The sequence below is a fragment of the Pantoea sp. genome (assembly GCF_028283705.1).
Classification (GTDB): Bacteria; Pseudomonadota; Gammaproteobacteria; order Enterobacterales; family Enterobacteriaceae; genus Pantoea.
Window position 1 is genome coordinate 212,078 of sequence record NZ_JAPWKD010000015.1, and the last position, 14,219, is coordinate 226,296.

The 14,219-nt window shown below is 54.7% G+C and carries 16 protein-coding genes; 9 read left to right on the forward strand and 7 right to left on the reverse strand.

Features of this window, described 5'->3' with window-relative positions; genetic code table 11:
- Positions 1-86: 86 nt before the first annotated feature.
- Genes PW844_RS13750 through eptA form a run of 3 tightly spaced genes read right to left on the reverse strand, consistent with a single transcriptional unit; the run spans position 87 to position 3,506 of the window.
- The gene (locus PW844_RS13750) at positions 87-1,184 is read right to left on the reverse strand and encodes an alkene reductase (RefSeq protein ID WP_299452550.1); all 1,098 of its coding nucleotides are present in this window, start codon (positions 1,182-1,184) and stop codon (positions 87-89) included.
- Positions 1,185-1,232: 48 nt separating this feature from the next.
- Positions 1,233-1,829, reverse strand: a complete 597-nt coding sequence (locus PW844_RS13755; RefSeq protein ID WP_299452552.1) for a TetR/AcrR family transcriptional regulator — start codon at positions 1,827-1,829, stop codon at positions 1,233-1,235.
- 39 nt (positions 1,830-1,868) lie between these two features.
- Positions 1,869-3,506, reverse strand: coding sequence for a phosphoethanolamine transferase EptA (eptA, locus tag PW844_RS13760; protein WP_299452554.1), 1,638 nt, complete (start codon positions 3,504-3,506; stop codon positions 1,869-1,871).
- Positions 3,507-3,736: 230 nt separating this feature from the next.
- Here eptA and PW844_RS13765 point away from each other — a divergent pair, with 230 nt between their 5' ends.
- The 4 genes from PW844_RS13765 (at position 3,737) to PW844_RS13780 (ending at position 6,139) form a co-directional block, all read left to right on the forward strand.
- Entirely contained in the window at positions 3,737-3,976 is a 240-nt protein-coding gene (locus PW844_RS13765; protein ID WP_084878433.1) for a DUF1289 domain-containing protein, read from the forward strand.
- A gap of 72 nt (positions 3,977-4,048) precedes the next feature.
- Positions 4,049-4,945: an aldo/keto reductase family oxidoreductase gene (locus PW844_RS13770; protein ID WP_299453174.1), complete on the forward strand. Its 897-nt coding sequence runs from the start codon at positions 4,049-4,051 to the stop codon at positions 4,943-4,945.
- Positions 4,946-5,024: 79 nt separating this feature from the next.
- Complete coding sequence (gene sodC, locus PW844_RS13775; RefSeq protein ID WP_299452557.1) at positions 5,025-5,543, forward strand: superoxide dismutase [Cu-Zn] SodC; 519 nt, start codon at positions 5,025-5,027, stop codon at positions 5,541-5,543.
- Between the two features lie 128 nt (positions 5,544-5,671).
- Entirely contained in the window at positions 5,672-6,139 is a 468-nt protein-coding gene (locus tag PW844_RS13780) for a hypothetical protein (RefSeq protein ID WP_299452559.1), read from the forward strand.
- On the opposite strand, the gene PW844_RS13785 is transcribed toward PW844_RS13780, so the two are convergent.
- Genes PW844_RS13785 through PW844_RS13795 form a run of 3 tightly spaced genes read right to left on the reverse strand, consistent with a single transcriptional unit; the run spans position 6,108 to position 9,241 of the window.
- A complete protein-coding gene (locus tag PW844_RS13785) occupies positions 6,108-8,132 on the reverse strand; it encodes an FUSC family protein (RefSeq protein WP_299452560.1) in 2,025 nt (674 codons plus the stop codon). The genes PW844_RS13780 and PW844_RS13785 overlap by 32 nt on opposite strands.
- A gap of 8 nt (positions 8,133-8,140) precedes the next feature.
- Positions 8,141-8,998: an HlyD family secretion protein gene (locus PW844_RS13790; RefSeq protein ID WP_299452562.1), complete on the reverse strand. Its 858-nt coding sequence runs from the start codon at positions 8,996-8,998 to the stop codon at positions 8,141-8,143.
- A 6-nt stretch (positions 8,999-9,004) separates the two neighbouring features.
- Positions 9,005-9,241 carry a DUF1656 domain-containing protein gene (locus PW844_RS13795; protein ID WP_208714832.1) on the reverse strand — a complete coding sequence of 79 codons (237 nt, stop codon included), beginning with the start codon at positions 9,239-9,241 and terminating at the stop codon, positions 9,005-9,007.
- Positions 9,242-9,395: 154 nt separating this feature from the next.
- Between PW844_RS13795 and slyA the strand changes: the two genes are divergently transcribed.
- Positions 9,396-9,833 carry a transcriptional regulator SlyA gene (slyA, locus tag PW844_RS13800; RefSeq protein ID WP_299452566.1) on the forward strand — a complete coding sequence of 146 codons (438 nt, stop codon included), beginning with the start codon at positions 9,396-9,398 and terminating at the stop codon, positions 9,831-9,833.
- Between the two features lie 41 nt (positions 9,834-9,874).
- Here the strand turns inward: slyA and slyB are convergent, their stop codons facing one another.
- The gene (gene slyB / locus PW844_RS13805; RefSeq protein ID WP_084874340.1) at positions 9,875-10,342 is read right to left on the reverse strand and encodes an outer membrane lipoprotein SlyB; all 468 of its coding nucleotides are present in this window, start codon (positions 10,340-10,342) and stop codon (positions 9,875-9,877) included.
- A gap of 285 nt (positions 10,343-10,627) precedes the next feature.
- Between slyB and anmK the strand changes: the two genes are divergently transcribed.
- The 4 genes from anmK (at position 10,628) to tyrS (ending at position 14,179) form a co-directional block, all read left to right on the forward strand.
- Positions 10,628-11,749 carry an anhydro-N-acetylmuramic acid kinase gene (anmK, locus tag PW844_RS13810; protein WP_299452572.1) on the forward strand — a complete coding sequence of 374 codons (1,122 nt, stop codon included), beginning with the start codon at positions 10,628-10,630 and terminating at the stop codon, positions 11,747-11,749.
- A 9-nt stretch (positions 11,750-11,758) separates the two neighbouring features.
- Positions 11,759-12,085 (forward strand): MliC family protein, encoded by a 327-nt coding sequence (locus PW844_RS13815; protein WP_299452574.1) that lies wholly within the window; start codon positions 11,759-11,761, stop codon positions 12,083-12,085.
- 23 nt (positions 12,086-12,108) lie between these two features.
- Entirely contained in the window at positions 12,109-12,765 is a 657-nt protein-coding gene (gene pdxH, locus PW844_RS13820) for a pyridoxamine 5'-phosphate oxidase (RefSeq protein ID WP_084874349.1), read from the forward strand.
- A gap of 139 nt (positions 12,766-12,904) precedes the next feature.
- The gene (tyrS, locus tag PW844_RS13825) at positions 12,905-14,179 is read left to right on the forward strand and encodes a tyrosine--tRNA ligase (RefSeq protein WP_299452581.1); all 1,275 of its coding nucleotides are present in this window, start codon (positions 12,905-12,907) and stop codon (positions 14,177-14,179) included.
- Positions 14,180-14,219 lie beyond the last annotated feature (40 nt).

Below are 14,219 nucleotides of genomic sequence, written 5' to 3' on the forward strand. Positions count from 1 at the left end.
TTTAACAAGCACAAAGGCTAAGTATAGCGAGTTAACGCTCTGAAGAAACAGCATTGCCGCACATCCGGTGCGGCAATCAAACTTTCTTATAACGTCGGGTAATCGGTATAACCTTCGGCACCACCACCGTAGAAGGTTTCCGGACGCTGCGGATTCAGCGGCGCATCCTGTTGCAGGCGAGCCACCAGATCCGGGTTGGCGATAAAATCACGACCAAACGCCACGGCATCAATCAGGCCACGCTGAATCAGGTCATCTGCTTTTTCAACGGTGTAGGCTCCCGCACCGATGATCACCCCAGGGAACAACGCGCGTACTTTCTCACGGAAAGCGTCGCTATAAGGCTGACCACCCGCCCAGTCTGGCTCTGACAGGTGCAGATAAGCCAGTTTACGTTTGCCTAATTCCGAGATGTACCACAGTGCGGCGGCTTCTTCATCCGCGCCATTTTCCAGATTCTGGAAAGCACCAATCGGTGAAATGCGGATACCGATGCGATCGGCAGACCAGTTAGCAATCGCCGCATCCACCACTTCGAGCGCGAAACGACCACGTTTGGCAATCGAACCGCCGTACTCGTCTGTACGCTGGTTGGAGTCAGGGGCGAGGAACTGATGCATCAGATAACCGTGCGCCGAATGCAGTTCCAGCAAATCAAAGTCTGCTTCGCGTGCGTTGGCAGCAGCCTGGCCAAAATCCGCCACGATCTGCTGAATTTCTGCCACGCTGAGTTCACGCGGTACGGAGGTATCTTCACGGTACACGGTGCCATCGGTGTGACGCAGTGAGGTACGGGTACCGGCAGCCAAAGCAGAAGGGGCGACCGGCGGCAGGCCATCCGGCTGCACGCTATTATGGGAGATACGCCCGGTATGCCACAGTTGCACCGCGCTGTGACCGCCCGCGCCGTGAATGGCCTCGTTGATGACTTTCCACGCGGCGATTTGCTGCTGGGTGTGCAGCCCCGGCGCACCGGCATAACCTTTCGCCTGGAAAGAAATCTGGGTCGCTTCCGTGATGATCAACCCGGCGCTGGCACGTTGCTGATAATACTCGGCCATCAGTGGGGTGGGAATATCGCCTGGCTCAATGCTGCGCAGACGCGTCAGAGGGGCCATGAAAACACGGTTAGGCACGGTAATCGCACCCACTTTCAGGGGGGAGAACAGCTGTTTACTCGCCATGATGACTCCTGTATTAGACCGGTCGTCTAGAAACTGCGGTTTTTAAAATCAGTGGCTGGTCAGCCACTGTTCAATGGTTTCGAGCGCCAGACGAATCGGGCCTGGCTCCCGTGAGATCTTGCTTTGCAGGCTCGCGCCCAGCCACAAAAGATAGCAACGTTGTGCCAGCTGTTGCGGGGTTTGCCCATACAACAACGCCTGTTCAGTTGCCACGTCATTGAGACAGCGGGCATAGGCATTAATCACCGCCGTTGCGCCATGTTGCAACGCATCCCGCATCGGTTCTGACAGGTCGCACACCTCGGCGGACAGCTTCACCCCGAGACAACCCATGATATGGCCTTGTTCGATAAATAAACGTTCCGCCGAACGAAAGTGTTGCAGGAAACGCTCACGTGCTGTGGCACCAGGCTGATTGAGTTGCTGCTCAATCATCTGCAAATGATGGACAAAATAGCGCTCCAGCAGGGCCACACCGAAGGCTTCTTTCGAGCGGAAGTAGTGATAAAACGAGCCTTTCGGCACTTCCGCCAGCATCAGCATTTCGCTGAGGCCCATCCCGGTAAAACCGCGTTGCAAACACAACTGCTCGCCGGTAGCGAGCAGATGTTCACGGGTTTCGTTGCGTTGCAGAGTCTTGTTCATGGACAGCAGAGTAGTAGACCGATCGGTCTAATGCAATCTTTAGCTGGCTGCCTGGCACGATCTGATCATATCCAGTTGCGGCTGATATTCGCGGGTCTGGATGTTGAACATACCGAGCAGAGTATGAAACAGATTGTCCTGTGACACCGGCTGATCGGCGGCCTGCTGACGTAAACACCCCTGATTAATATGGTATGTGGCGGCGTAGCCCGGCGACATCCACATCAGCAACGGGATATGAGTTTGCTGTGAGGGGGCAAACATATAGGGAGCACCGTGCAGATACATGCCATGTTCACCCAGCGATTCACCGTGGTCAGAAAGATAAACCATCGCCACATTGAAGCGATCGCTCAAACCTTTGAGTTTATCAATGGTACGGCTCAGCATATCGTCGGTGTACAGCAGCGAATTGTCATAGGTATTCACCAGCGCCTGGTGGTCACAATCCTGGATCTGATTGCTGTCACAGGTTGGGGTAAAACGACGGAATTCAGCCGGATAGCGCTGATAATAAGCCGGGCCGTGGCTACCCATCTGATGCAGCACGATAATGCCGTCGTTATGCAGGCTGCCAATGTAGTTGTCCAGATTGTGCAACAGGACATCATCAAGACAAAAACCGTCATGACAATATTGCGGCAGGTTCCACAGGGTCATATCAGTATGCGGGACACGATCGCAGGCACCTTTGCAGCCACCGTCATTCTCGCGCCACAGTACGCTCACCCCGGCATGGGCCAGCACATCGAGCAGACCCTCCTGATGGTGGGCCAGATTGGCATCGTACTGCTCACGTGGCATATTCGAGAACATGCAGGGCACGGAAACGGCGGTTTCGGTGCCGCAGGAGCTGGTTTGCGGATAATAGATCACCTGCTGCTGTTTCAGCTGCGGATTGGTTTCACGCGCATAGCCGCCGAGGGAAAAGTCTTCAGCGCGACCGGTTTCGCCCACCACCAACACCACCAGCGTTTTTTTCTGTTCGGCGGAGATGAATGGGCCTTTATGGGCATCTTCGCCGATCTTCACCAGTTGCTGACTGCCCTGTAACCAACGCTGATCGACATAATGGCCGGTACCGCTGACGATATTGGCCGGGGTGATCATTTTTACCAGCCCTTTGTTGTTGCGGATCAGCGAGGCGTAATCTTTATAAAACAGCACCGCCATCAGCAGGATTATCAACAATGCCCCGAGGGCACCGGCCAGGCGCTGCAACAGGCTCCACCACCAGCGTTGTCCTGAGCGGATACGGACGCTGGTGATAAACGCCGCAGGCAGAATCCCCATCAGCAGCATCCAGATGACCCATGTGCGGCTGATCAGCGCACCGGCTTCCTGGGCATTCGACTCAAACACGTTTTCAATCATGTTGGTATCGATAACCGTACCGAAGCTGTGCATAAAGTAGTTAGCGGCGGCGCTGGTCAGCACCAGCAGGATCAATAGCGGTTTACGGATAAACGGCCAGGCGAGCAGGGTAAAAATAAAGTAGAACGCGGCGATCAGGACCACGGGAATACTGGCGGCGAACAGATAATCATGCAGCCGTGTATAGGGAATAATTTGCCATGCGCGCAGCAAAAACAGGCCATTTAGCACAACACCAAAGAAAAACGCGGCGCTGAAATTAAACCAGCCAGAGTGACACTGTAACTTATTCGGGAATTTCATGAAAACTCATCAATGGAACAGAATCGCGCCAGAGTAGAGACAAAATATGAGGAAAACCTTAACCAAACTTAAACGCCCCCAGGGTTCACAGGGACAGATTAGTAAGTAACGGTAACCCGCTGGCTGGCGGAAAATTGATTGTGCAGAATACGTGCAATTGGCGTTTACTCTGCGCACAATGTCACTAAGCTGTTATCAATATGCTGCAATTTGCCTGTACCGGAGTGGATGTGGCCGAGCAACTTGAGTTTTTTCCTGTCCCTAGCCCCTGTCGGGGGATTTGCCAGAGCGATGCTCGTGGCTATTGCCGTGGCTGCCTGCGCAGTCGCGAGGAGCGTTTTGACTGGATGAAATACAGTGATGCGCAAAAACGCCATGTGCTGCGTTTATGCCGTCAGCGCTGGTTACGCCTGCAACGCAGTCAGAAACCCGAAGAACCTGACGAACCGCAACAACCCTCACTGTTCTGACCGTTGCTGTGGGTCACTTTCCGTTATACTGCCGATTCATCCATTCGGATTTGCGTTTAACGGAGAGCTATGATGTTACAGCCGCAAAAAATTGCCCCGCAGGGACCGCTATTTTCACCGCTGATCATGGGTTACTGGCGTTTGATGGAATGGGGCATGACGCCACAGCAGTGCGTGCAGTTTATCGAGCATCATCTTGCGCTGGGCATCACCACGGTTGACCACGCGGATATTTATGGTGATTACCAATGTGAGGCCGCATTCGGTGCAGCGCTGAAACTGGCGCCGGGTTTGCGTGAAAAGCTGCAAATCGTCACCAAATGCGGCATCGCGACGCGCGCTAAACCGGAACACCAGATCGGTCATTACATCACCGATACCCGCCATATTTTGCAGAGTGCAGAAAATTCGCTGCGCCATTTTGCTACCGATTATCTCGACCTGCTGTTGATTCATCGCCCCGATCCACTGATGGATGCGGATGAAGTTGCCGAAGCATTCCTCTCATTGCATCAGAGTGGAAAAGTACGTCATTTCGGTGTCTCCAATTTCACCCCGACCCAGTTCACCCTGCTGCAATCACGTCTGCCTTTTACCCTGGCGACCAACCAGCTGGAAATTTCTCCGCTGGAACAATCGACATTACTGGATGGCTCGCTGGATCAGTGCCAGCAATTGCGTATGCGCCCGATGGCCTGGTCCTGCCTCGGCGGTGGGCGTTTATTTAACGACCCGCATTACCAGCCGCTGCGTGATGAACTGCATCAGGTGAAACAGGAAATCGGTGCCAGCAATATTGAGCAGGTGGTGTATGCCTGGGTGATGAAACTGCCCAGCCGCCCCTTGCCGATCATCGGTTCCGGTAAAACAGCGCGAGTCAGTGACGCGGTGGCGGCCTGTCAGTTGACGCTGGATCGCCAGCAGTGGTTCCGCATTCGTAAGGCTGCACTGGGCTACGATGTGCCCTGAAGCGTAAAAATGCGTCAAAATGCAGCAGCACTGGGAAAAAGCAGCCAGGCTTACAGGGAACTCACCATAAGGAGATGTTATGAACAGAACCCTGATTGCTGTTCTGGCGCTGCTCTGTAGCGGCGTTGCCCAGGCTGCTTCAGAAGAAGTCGAGCTGCACAAAGTGACGGAACAAGGTATTGGCGCGGCGATTGGCAAGGTGACCATCACCGAAACCCCTTACGGGCTGCAATTTACCCCCGCGCTGAGTGGTTTGCCTGCGGGCATCCATGGCTTCCATGTCCATGCCAACGGCAGCTGTGAACCCGGCGAATCGGCCGGGAAAATGGTGGCGGCGGGTGCGGCAGGGGGGCATTTTGATCCCGGAAAAACCGGAAAACATCTGGGACCCTATGCTGAAGGCCACCTGGGTGACCTGCCTGCGTTATATGTCGGCGATGACGGTAAAGCGAATTACCCGGTGCTGGCCCCGCGTATCAAATCCCTGAACGAAATCAAAGGGAAAGCCCTGATGGTGCATGTGGGCGGTGACAATCATTCTGATCACCCGCAACCGCTGGGCGGCGGTGGTGCCCGCTTTGCCTGTGGTGTGATTTAACCGGGGTCGGCGACCTGCCGCCGCCCCGATTTGCGTAACCAGACATTTCTCAGATATTTTTGCACTGTTCCCGCTGATCTTTCCCGCCTATGATACGTGGCAGGGAACAAAACCGCTCAGGGGCAGGAATGAAAACGTGTGGGATCATGTTGTTATGTGCGTTGCTGGTAGGATGTGATCAACCGAATGATACGCAATTACGACTGGACGCCAGTCGGCAACTGCAAAGAACGATCGATGTTAATCCGCTACGCGCCAGCTGCGAGGAGATTGCCCGTGGGCGCGAATGGCTGACACAGCGAACGCTGGAAAAGCTGGAAGCGAAAGGCTGTCAGAATGTGCTGCGCAGTGCGACTGAGACCAATTTCATCCATGCCGAAGTTTATCGTCACACCATGACGGTGGTGTGTGGTGCTATCGATGGGAAAAGTTTTACCGGCACCGATCTGCCGCGTCGTTTTATCTATTCCCCGGAGGAGAAAGCTCTGGTGCTGGAACCGATGTCTGAGCAGGATAAAACCCGCTTTGAGGGGCGAAAAACCCTGCAACAGTTGCAGGATGATTTTAACCGGCAGCAGCAACAATATTGTCAGTAGGCACGGCCTGTTTCAGTTGCGCCAGCGAACATCGTAAACGCCAGAGAATGCCGGCAAGGGTATTGGCTTCGCTGTCTTGTGTGACCGGGAGATGGGCAATCATTTCCTCCAGTTCATCCAGCGTTGCCTGCAAAGAGGTGTGGCGCACACCACGCAGGCTCATAATCCGCTGTAAATCCTGCAAACTGCTGTCACGCATCTGGACCAGGATGGGAGAGCTGGGCTGCCATTCGCGTAACTGCCAGACAATATGCGAACAATTGAGCAGTACCACGCCCCAGCGCAACAGCCATACTCGCGCCTGTTCATCGCGGCTATTACTTAACTGGCTGATATGATGATAAATCTGTGATTCGAAGCGACTCTCGCTTAAACGAGGGTGGCGACGCAATTGATCGAGGAAGGCATGGCGCAACGCGCGAATATGACGCCGACTGCGACGCGCATCCGAGCTGGGGCGCAGCACCTGAAACGCCAGCCAGGCCAGCATCACACCACAAACTTTTGCCAGGTTATCGTTGAGGAAACTCTGGTAATCCCAATCCGGCGGGTTACTGACGGCAATAAACGACCCCATGAAGACAATAAATTGCCCCCACATCCCGGCGCGCGCTTTCTGCTGCAATTTGAACATCTGCAATGTCAGCAACAGCGGGAACAGCACCAGCAAAAACTGCCACAGCGCGCTGATCTGCACCATCAAGCCAAACTGCAACACAAAACTGAACACGGACAACCACAGCAGGGTTTTCAGCAACAGAGAGATGCTGCCGGTGGGTGAGGGAGCTGAAGAATACAGCACGCAGGCGATGGCGGTGAGGGTTAGCGCTGCTGCGCCGGAATCCCATTGGGTCGCGATCCAGTACGCACAACCCAGCATAATCACGCTGAAAGTGCGTAACGCACTCCAGCCCGCTTCCGCGTTGTCGCTTTCCCGCGCCAGTGAGGGAACACGCGGTGGTTGAAAGCGCGTATCGGCATCGGCACGTTCAATCAGCCTGATCCAGCGCTGCACGTTAAGGTAAACCCAGGCAAAGTAGCGCAGACGCTGTACAAAGGCACGTTGGCGATAATCGCCCTCAGCGGCGGGGGTGATGCTGCGCAGAATCAGCGCCAGCCGGTATTTATCACATTCCGGTTGGGCCAGTTCGTGCAGCAATTTTTGCATGGCGTCGAATAATAGTGGTGGCGCGTCTGGCCAGTTCAGCAGCATCCGGCGCAGACTGGAAAGCACGCTGGTTAAACGCAACTGCTGATGTAGCACGTAGTTGAGCACGTTATTTTGCCGACGAAAACGATAGTGGCTCCAGAATGCCTGAATACGCAGCAGGTTCATGGTCAGAATCTGGCTGATGACATTTTCATGGGCAGTGCGGACATTATCGGTACTGCCTTGTTGTAACAGCAGCACTGCATGGTCCAGCAACCGGGCATGCATTTGCCGCAGCGATCCCATTAACGCGTGACCATCAGAGGTGCTGGGCAGCACCATCATCATCAGCCCGGCACACAAAATCCCGGAAATGACTTCGCAGACGCGAGCCTGGGTAATGGTCCATAACTCGCTGATATCAGTAATATTGACGCTGCTAAACGCGATGATCGCGGCTGTATAACCGGCCAGCGAGAAGGCATAAGCCACATTATTTTGAAAGTGATTGGCAATCCAGGTGCATAGCGCCAGCCAGCCCGCCATAAAAAAGGCAAATAACCAGGGTTCATTCAGCGTATGTCCGGCAATCAGCAGTGCAGCGGTGGCACCGAGCAAACTGCCGACGATGCGGCCCAGGCTTTTGCTGATCGCCCCACCCACAGTGGGAAAGCTGACCACTGCCGCCGAGGTCATCGCCCAGTAGGGTTGGTCCAGTTGCAGTGCATAGGCGACGGAGAGCGCCAGGCACATCGCGATGGCGTTGCGCAAGGCATAGCGCCATTGGCCGCCTGAGGCTTTAATCCACGGCAGATTTTGCCACGCCAGCCACTGAAAATTCATCCGCAGCCTCAGCGCACAATCGAAATGGTACAGGTGGTGCCCGCCACCAGCGGGACATTATCCGGGATAGCATCCAGCTGGATACGCACCGGAACACGCTGTGCCAGCCGCACCCAGGGGACGTTCGGTTTGATATCCGGCACCAGACCGCTGTCGCTATCGACACTCTGGTCATAAATGGCACGGCCAATGCTTTCAACTTTGCCTTGCAAGCGCTGGCCGTTGCTGTACAGCACGATATTCGCGGTGGCACCTGGCTGGATATGGCGTAGTTTGGTTTCTTCGAAATAGCCCATCACGTAAAAAGAGTGGCTATCGACCAGCGCAAACAACGGTGTTCCGGCGGTGGCATAGTTACCGGGGCGTAGCGTGAGATTGCTGACCCAGCCATCAGTCGGTGCGCTGATTTCGGTTTGCTGCAAATTCCAGCGCGCCTGATCCAGCGTAGCCTGGGCGGCTTTGGTGGTGGCGGTGGCGGCGTTGGCCGTCAGACGGGCGGCGTCGAGATCTTCTGCGGAAATAACGTTACGCGGCAGGTTGCTGCGACGGGCTAGCTCATGCTGGGCCTTTTCCTGGTCCGACTGTGCTTTCGCCAGCTGGGCTTCGGCATTCTCCAGCGCGATTTGCCACGGCACCGGATCGATCGTCAGCAGGGTTTGTCCTTTATGCACAAACTGATTGTCGCGTACCACCAGCGTAATGATGCGGCCAGAGACCTGCGGGGTGATATCCACCAGTTCGGCACGCACTTTGCCATCCCGCGTCCACGGTGATTGCATGTAGTAGTTCCACATCCACCAGCCCGCCAGTAGTGCCAGGGTAAACACGACCAAAGTAGAAAAGTATTTAAAGGGATTGAATTTCATGGCGATTTATCCGAGGCTCAATAACCAAAGTGCGGCGGTGACGCACAGCACAAACAGGGAAAGATCCATTAATGTGGGATGCCAGATATCACCGGAGTACATCCAGCCCCGCAGCAACGGATGGATAAGTAGCCAGAAAAAGAAACCCAGCAGCACCGCTTTAAACAGCGGTGGGAAGAACAAGGAGGCACCAAATACCAGGTCGGTAAGCGGGGCGTTAGCGGTAAAGAGGAAAACAGACACGTATCATCTTCCTTAGTTAACCCAGAATCATTCTCAATGAAGCGTAGATGAGTGCGTGTGTCAGCTGGCCTGGGATTTGTATTTTGTCCTGTAAACTCGCAGAATAGTGTAAAATCTGGCTTGATAGCTAGCAAGCTAATTATAAGGAGATGAAATGGATACGACACTCGGAACGGATTTATCTCGCCTGGTGCGCATCTGGCGTGCCTTGATTGACCAGCGTCTTAAGCCGCTTGAGTTAACGCAAACGCATTGGGTGACGTTACACAATATTCATCAACTCCCGCCAGAGCAGTCTCAGATTCAGCTGGCGAAAGCCATTGGTATTGAGCAGCCCTCGCTGGTGCGCACGCTCGATCAGCTGGAAGAGAAGGGGTTAATTACCCGCTCGACCTGCGCGAACGATCGCCGTGCCAAGCGCATCAAACTGACCCGGCAGGCCGAGCCAATTATCGAGCAGGTCGAAAGTGTGATTGATGCCACCCGCGACGATATTCTCAACGGTATCAGCCTGGAGGAGGTGAATCAGATGGTGACGCTGATTGCCCGGCTGGAGAGAAATATTCTCGAATTACAAAATCGCGAGAAATAAAAAAACCGACGCGCAGGCGTCGGTTTTTTGTTTCTGGTCGCTTAGCGCGGCGATACGGTAACCTGGCTGCCGTTCGACGCCATGACGACACGCTGGCCGACAGAGAAGCGGGTTGCTGCCTGCTTCTGCACTACCATGATGGTGTTACCGTCATCCTTACGGATTTCCAGCTCTACACCGTCACTCTTGTTCAGAGTACTCTGTACGCCCTGGCCCGCAACGCCACCCAGCACGGCACCGCCTGCGGTTGCCAGTGAACGGCCGCTGCCGCCACCGATGGTATTACCCAGGAACCCACCTAATACGGCACCGCCAATGGCGCCAATCACGTTGTTCTCATCACCGCCCTGAATTTTAACCGGACGGACCGACACCAGGGTGCCGTAGGAAACGCTTTGTACCTGTTTGGCTTCATTGGCACTGTAAACATCGCCGGAGAGGGTGTCATTGCTGACACAACCTGCCAGCGTTAAGCCAGTCAGTGAGACGACCAGGAAACGCTTAATCATCAGAAAGCTCCTTATTGCAAAAATGCGCCATGATCTCATTCTGTCCTGCACAGAGTATAAGACACAAACCAGGCAATTGACTTTAGTCCGAATTATACGCGGTTGGAGGCGAAGCATAGACCATTGCATCTCAACAAAAATTCAATTGGACAACGAAAATATTTTACCCTGGATTACGCATCGCTTTGTGCTTAAAAAGCGGAATTTAATCATAGAATTAGCCACCGTAATTTGCCAGGCTACTCTGAGATGAATCATTTGCCCGCGTGCGAGTAAGGAAAGTATATGAAATCAGGGCGCTATATTGGTGTGATGTCCGGTACCAGTCTTGACGGTGTCGATGTGGTACTGGCGGCGATTGATGAACATATGGTGGCGCAGCAGGCGAGCTACTGCCATCCGATCCCCCAGGATTTGCGTCAGCAGGTGCTGGCGATTTGTCAGGGGCAATCACTGACGCTCTCGCAGCTGGGACAGCTGGATACTCGTCTTGGCAAGTTGTTTGCCGAGGCGGTATTAACGCTGATGCGCCAGCAGTCGCTGGAGGCCAGCGATATCATGGCGATTGGCTGCCACGGGCAAACGGTGTGGCATGAACCCTTAAGCGATGCGCCTAACACCTTACAGATTGGTGATAATAACCAGATTGTCGCGGCGACCGGCGTCACGGTGGTGGGCGATTTTCGCCGCCGTGATATGGCACTCGGGGGGCAGGGCGCGCCGCTGGTGCCCGCCTTCCATCAGGCATTATTGATGGACAGCGTAGAACGGCGCATGGTGTTGAATATTGGTGGCATCGCCAACCTCTCGCTGCTGCTCCCTGGCCAGCCGGTGCGCGGTTTTGACACCGGACCAGGCAATATGCTGATTGATGCGTGGATCTGGCGTAACAAAGGTCAGGGTTACGACAAAGATGCCGCCTGGGCGCGCAGTGGACAGTTAGTGCCTGCGTTGCTGGATCAAATGCTGGCCGATCCCTGGTTTGCCTTACCGCCACCGAAAAGCACCGGGCGTGAATATTTCAACCTGAGCTGGATTGAACAACAATTGCAGCGTTTCCCGGCGCTGGCAGCGCAGGATGTGCAGGCCACCCTGACGGAGCTGACGGCACAGACCATTGCGCAACAGGTACAACTGAATGATGGCTGTGATCGCCTGCTGGTATGCGGTGGCGGCAGTCGCAATCCGCTGCTGATGGCACGCCTGGCCGCACTGTTGCCGGGTACGGAAGTGAACACCACCGATCAGGCCGGTATCAGCGGCGATGATATGGAAGCGCTGGCCTTTGCCTGGCTGGCCTTCCGCACCCTGTCGGGATTACCGGGCAATTTACCGGCCGTGACTGGCGCGCGCGCGATGAGCGTGCTGGGTGCCGTCTATCCGGCCAATCCCCGGCAGACACGTTAAGGAGTGAGGATGAAAAAAGCGATTATCATCGGTGGCGTCCTGCTGCTGAGTGGTTGTGGTTTAATGCCCAAACAGGCCGAGCAACCGCAAACCCTGCATTACCAGTGCGGAACCTTGCCATTGACCGTCACGCTGGATAACCCGCGGCAGCAGGTCAGCTTTATTCTGGATGGCAAACCCCTGACGCTGACACAGACAGTTTCTGCCTCCGGCACGCGTTACAGTGACGGGACTTATGTCTTCTGGTCGAAAGGTAATGGTGCTTTTGTCGAGCGTAACGATAAGATTGTGATTAATGACTGCGAATTGCAGAATGCGGGCAGTTCCGCCCAGTGAACGGTTGAGAAAGAGTACATAGCATGAGCGACAGTGACAGTTTGCAAACTATTGCCCACCTGCGTCGTGAATACACTCGCGGTGGCTTACGACGTAAAGATTTGCCAGATAACCCTCTGGCGTTGTTTGAACAGTGGCTGCAACAGGCCTGCACCGCGCAGTTGCCCGATCCGACGGCTATGACGGTGGCGACGGTGGACAGCAGCGGTCAGCCTTACCAGCGTATCGTGCTGCTCAAGCACTACGATGAGAAAGGGATGGTGTTTTACACCAACCTTGGCAGCCGCAAAGCGTTACAGCTGGCGGAGAATCCGCGTATCTCGTTGCATTTCCCGTGGCATTACCTGGAACGTCAGGTGATGGTGCTGGGGGAAGTGGAAAAACTCTCGGCGCTGGAAGTGCTGAAATATTTCCATAGCCGCCCGCGTGACAGTCAGATTGGTGCCTGGGTATCGAAGCAGTCGAGCCGGATTTCGGCGCGTGGGGTGCTGGAAGGTAAATTCCTTGAACTGAAGCAGAAATTCCAGCAGGGCGAGGTGCCGTTGCCGAGTTTCTGGGGCGGATTCCGGGTGAAATTTCACACCATGGAGTTCTGGCAGGGGGGCGAACATCGTCTGCACGATCGCTTCCTGTATCAGCGTCAGGACAATGGCTGGTCAATCGACCGTCTTGCCCCGTAAAACTGCGTTTTAGCCCCTTTCAACGCTGGCGCACTTGGCGTCAGCGCTTTATGCTATAGCCCTCATTTTTTTCACTTCCGCAAATCAGCGGAAAGCTATGTACCAGCCTGGGTGCAGTCTGATCAATTTGGAGTCAGTGATGACCAGCAGTAACCTGATACAACAATTGCAAGAGAGGGGCTTGATTGCCCAGGTAACGGACGAGGAAGCGTTAGCAGAGCGACTGGCGCAGGGGCCAATTGCACTCTATTGCGGCTTTGATCCCACCGCTGATAGCTTGCACTTGGGCCATCTGGTGCCGCTGCTCTGCCTGAAACGTTTTCAGGACGCCGGACACAAGCCGGTCGCGCTGGTGGGTGGTGCCACCGGTCTGATTGGCGATCCCAGCTTTAAAGCAGCAGAACGTAAACTGAACACCAGCGAAACCGTGGGCGAGTGGGTGGAGAAAATCCGCAAACAGGTTGCGCCTTTCCTGAGTTTCGATTGTGGTGATAACAGCGCCATTGCCGCCAACAACTATGACTGGTTTGGTGGCATGAACGTGCTGACCTTCCTGCGTGATATCGGTAAACATTTCTCTGTTAACCAGATGATCAACAAAGAAGCGGTCAAACAGCGTCTGAACCGTGAAGATCAGGGCATCTCCTACACCGAGTTCTCTTACAACCTGTTGCAAGGTTATGACTTTGCCGAGCTGAACAAACGCTACGGCGTGGTGTTGCAGATTGGCGGTTCCGATCAGTGGGGCAACATCACCTCCGGTATCGACCTGACCCGTCGCCTGCATCAGCAGCAGACCTGGGGTCTGACCGTGCCGTTGATCACCAAATCTGACGGCACCAAATTCGGTAAAACTGAAGGTGGCGCGGTATGGCTCGACGAGAAAAAAACCAGCCCGTATAAGTTCTACCAGTTCTGGATCAACACCGCCGATGCGGATGTCTATCGTTTCCTGAAATTCTTCACCTTTATGAGCATTGAAGAGATCAATGCACTGGAAGAAGAAGATAAAAACAGCGGCACCGCGCCACGCGCACAATATGTGCTGGCCGAGCAGGTGACCCGTCTGGTGCACGGTGAAACCGGTCTGGCGGCGGCAAAACGTATCACCGAAAGCCTGTTTTCTGGCAGCTTGAGCGAGATGACTGAGGCCGATTTTGAACAGCTGGCGCAGGATGGTATGCCGACCATCAGCCTGAACACGGAAGACGATCTGCAACAGGCGTTGGTGAAAGCCGAGCTGGTACCGTCACGCGGCCAGGCACGCACCATGATCGGTTCGAACGCGGTATCACTGAACGGTGAAAAACAATCAGACGCTGAGTATCGTTTCAGCGACAGTGACAAACTGTTCGGGCGCTTCACGCTGTTGCGTCGCGGCAAAAAACACTACTGCCTGATTAACTGGCAGTAAGCACTTCAGGGCCGGTCTCCGGCCCTTTTTTATGGCAAGG

Coding starts and splice junctions, on each gene's coding strand:
- pdxH (WP_084874349.1), top strand. CDS start 12,109: ATGAGCGACAGTGACAGTTTGCAAACTATTGCCCACCTGCGTCGTGAA.
- anmK (WP_299452572.1), top strand. CDS start 10,628: ATGAAATCAGGGCGCTATATTGGTGTGATGTCCGGTACCAGTCTTGAC.
- sodC (WP_299452557.1), top strand. CDS start 5,025: ATGAACAGAACCCTGATTGCTGTTCTGGCGCTGCTCTGTAGCGGCGTT.
- slyA (WP_299452566.1), top strand. CDS start 9,396: ATGGATACGACACTCGGAACGGATTTATCTCGCCTGGTGCGCATCTGG.
- eptA (WP_299452554.1), bottom strand. CDS start 3,506: ATGAAATTCCCGAATAAGTTACAGTGTCACTCTGGCTGGTTTAATTTC.
- PW844_RS13750 (WP_299452550.1), bottom strand. CDS start 1,184: ATGGCGAGTAAACAGCTGTTCTCCCCCCTGAAAGTGGGTGCGATTACC.
- PW844_RS13755 (WP_299452552.1), bottom strand. CDS start 1,829: ATGAACAAGACTCTGCAACGCAACGAAACCCGTGAACATCTGCTCGCT.
- PW844_RS13790 (WP_299452562.1), bottom strand. CDS start 8,998: ATGAAATTCAATCCCTTTAAATACTTTTCTACTTTGGTCGTGTTTACC.
- tyrS (WP_299452581.1), top strand. CDS start 12,905: ATGACCAGCAGTAACCTGATACAACAATTGCAAGAGAGGGGCTTGATT.
- PW844_RS13780 (WP_299452559.1), top strand. CDS start 5,672: ATGAAAACGTGTGGGATCATGTTGTTATGTGCGTTGCTGGTAGGATGT.
- slyB (WP_084874340.1), bottom strand. CDS start 10,342: ATGATTAAGCGTTTCCTGGTCGTCTCACTGACTGGCTTAACGCTGGCA.
- PW844_RS13785 (WP_299452560.1), bottom strand. CDS start 8,132: ATGAATTTTCAGTGGCTGGCGTGGCAAAATCTGCCGTGGATTAAAGCC.
- PW844_RS13815 (WP_299452574.1), top strand. CDS start 11,759: ATGAAAAAAGCGATTATCATCGGTGGCGTCCTGCTGCTGAGTGGTTGT.
- PW844_RS13770 (WP_299453174.1), top strand. CDS start 4,049: ATGTTACAGCCGCAAAAAATTGCCCCGCAGGGACCGCTATTTTCACCG.